1 pseudogene is annotated in these 422 nt (G+C 73.0%); it reads right to left on the bottom strand.

The features are described from left to right. Positions 1–422, bottom strand: a pseudogene (locus D7V97_RS43810) (hypothetical protein); the annotation flags it as partial.

A 422-nucleotide genomic window follows, 5' to 3' on the forward strand; every position in this document is an offset into this window, starting at 1 on the left:
CCACCGGGCTTCCCCCGAGACGAGGTAGCGCGCTCCCGGCTGGCCCGCCCCCATCGCCAGCCCACCAACGCTCAGGCTGAAGTCCCGGTGGAAGAGCTGCGCCTCCACCCGCCCGTCCACGTCCACCCGGCCCCAGGAGAAGGCCTCCACCCCCAGCGAGAGGAAGAGGTGTCGCTGGCGCATGCTCCTCAGGCGCACCGCGTCCCAGCTGAGAATCACCTCACCGTAGCCGGAGTACCCCTCCGGGAAGGACGCCTCCGCCAGCGGCACGGAGGCCGGGCCCGCCACCTGGAAGCGCGCCAGTTCGTAGTCCGGGCCGAAGGCGCCCTGACGAAAGCCTCCACGCTGCAGGCGCACCTCCAGGCGCGCCCGCAAGTCCACCGTCGGCGTCAACGCATCCACGCCCACGCCCGCCACCGCGC

Source organism: Corallococcus sp. CA053C (assembly GCF_003611675.1).
Lineage (GTDB): Bacteria > Myxococcota > Myxococcia > Myxococcales > Myxococcaceae > Corallococcus.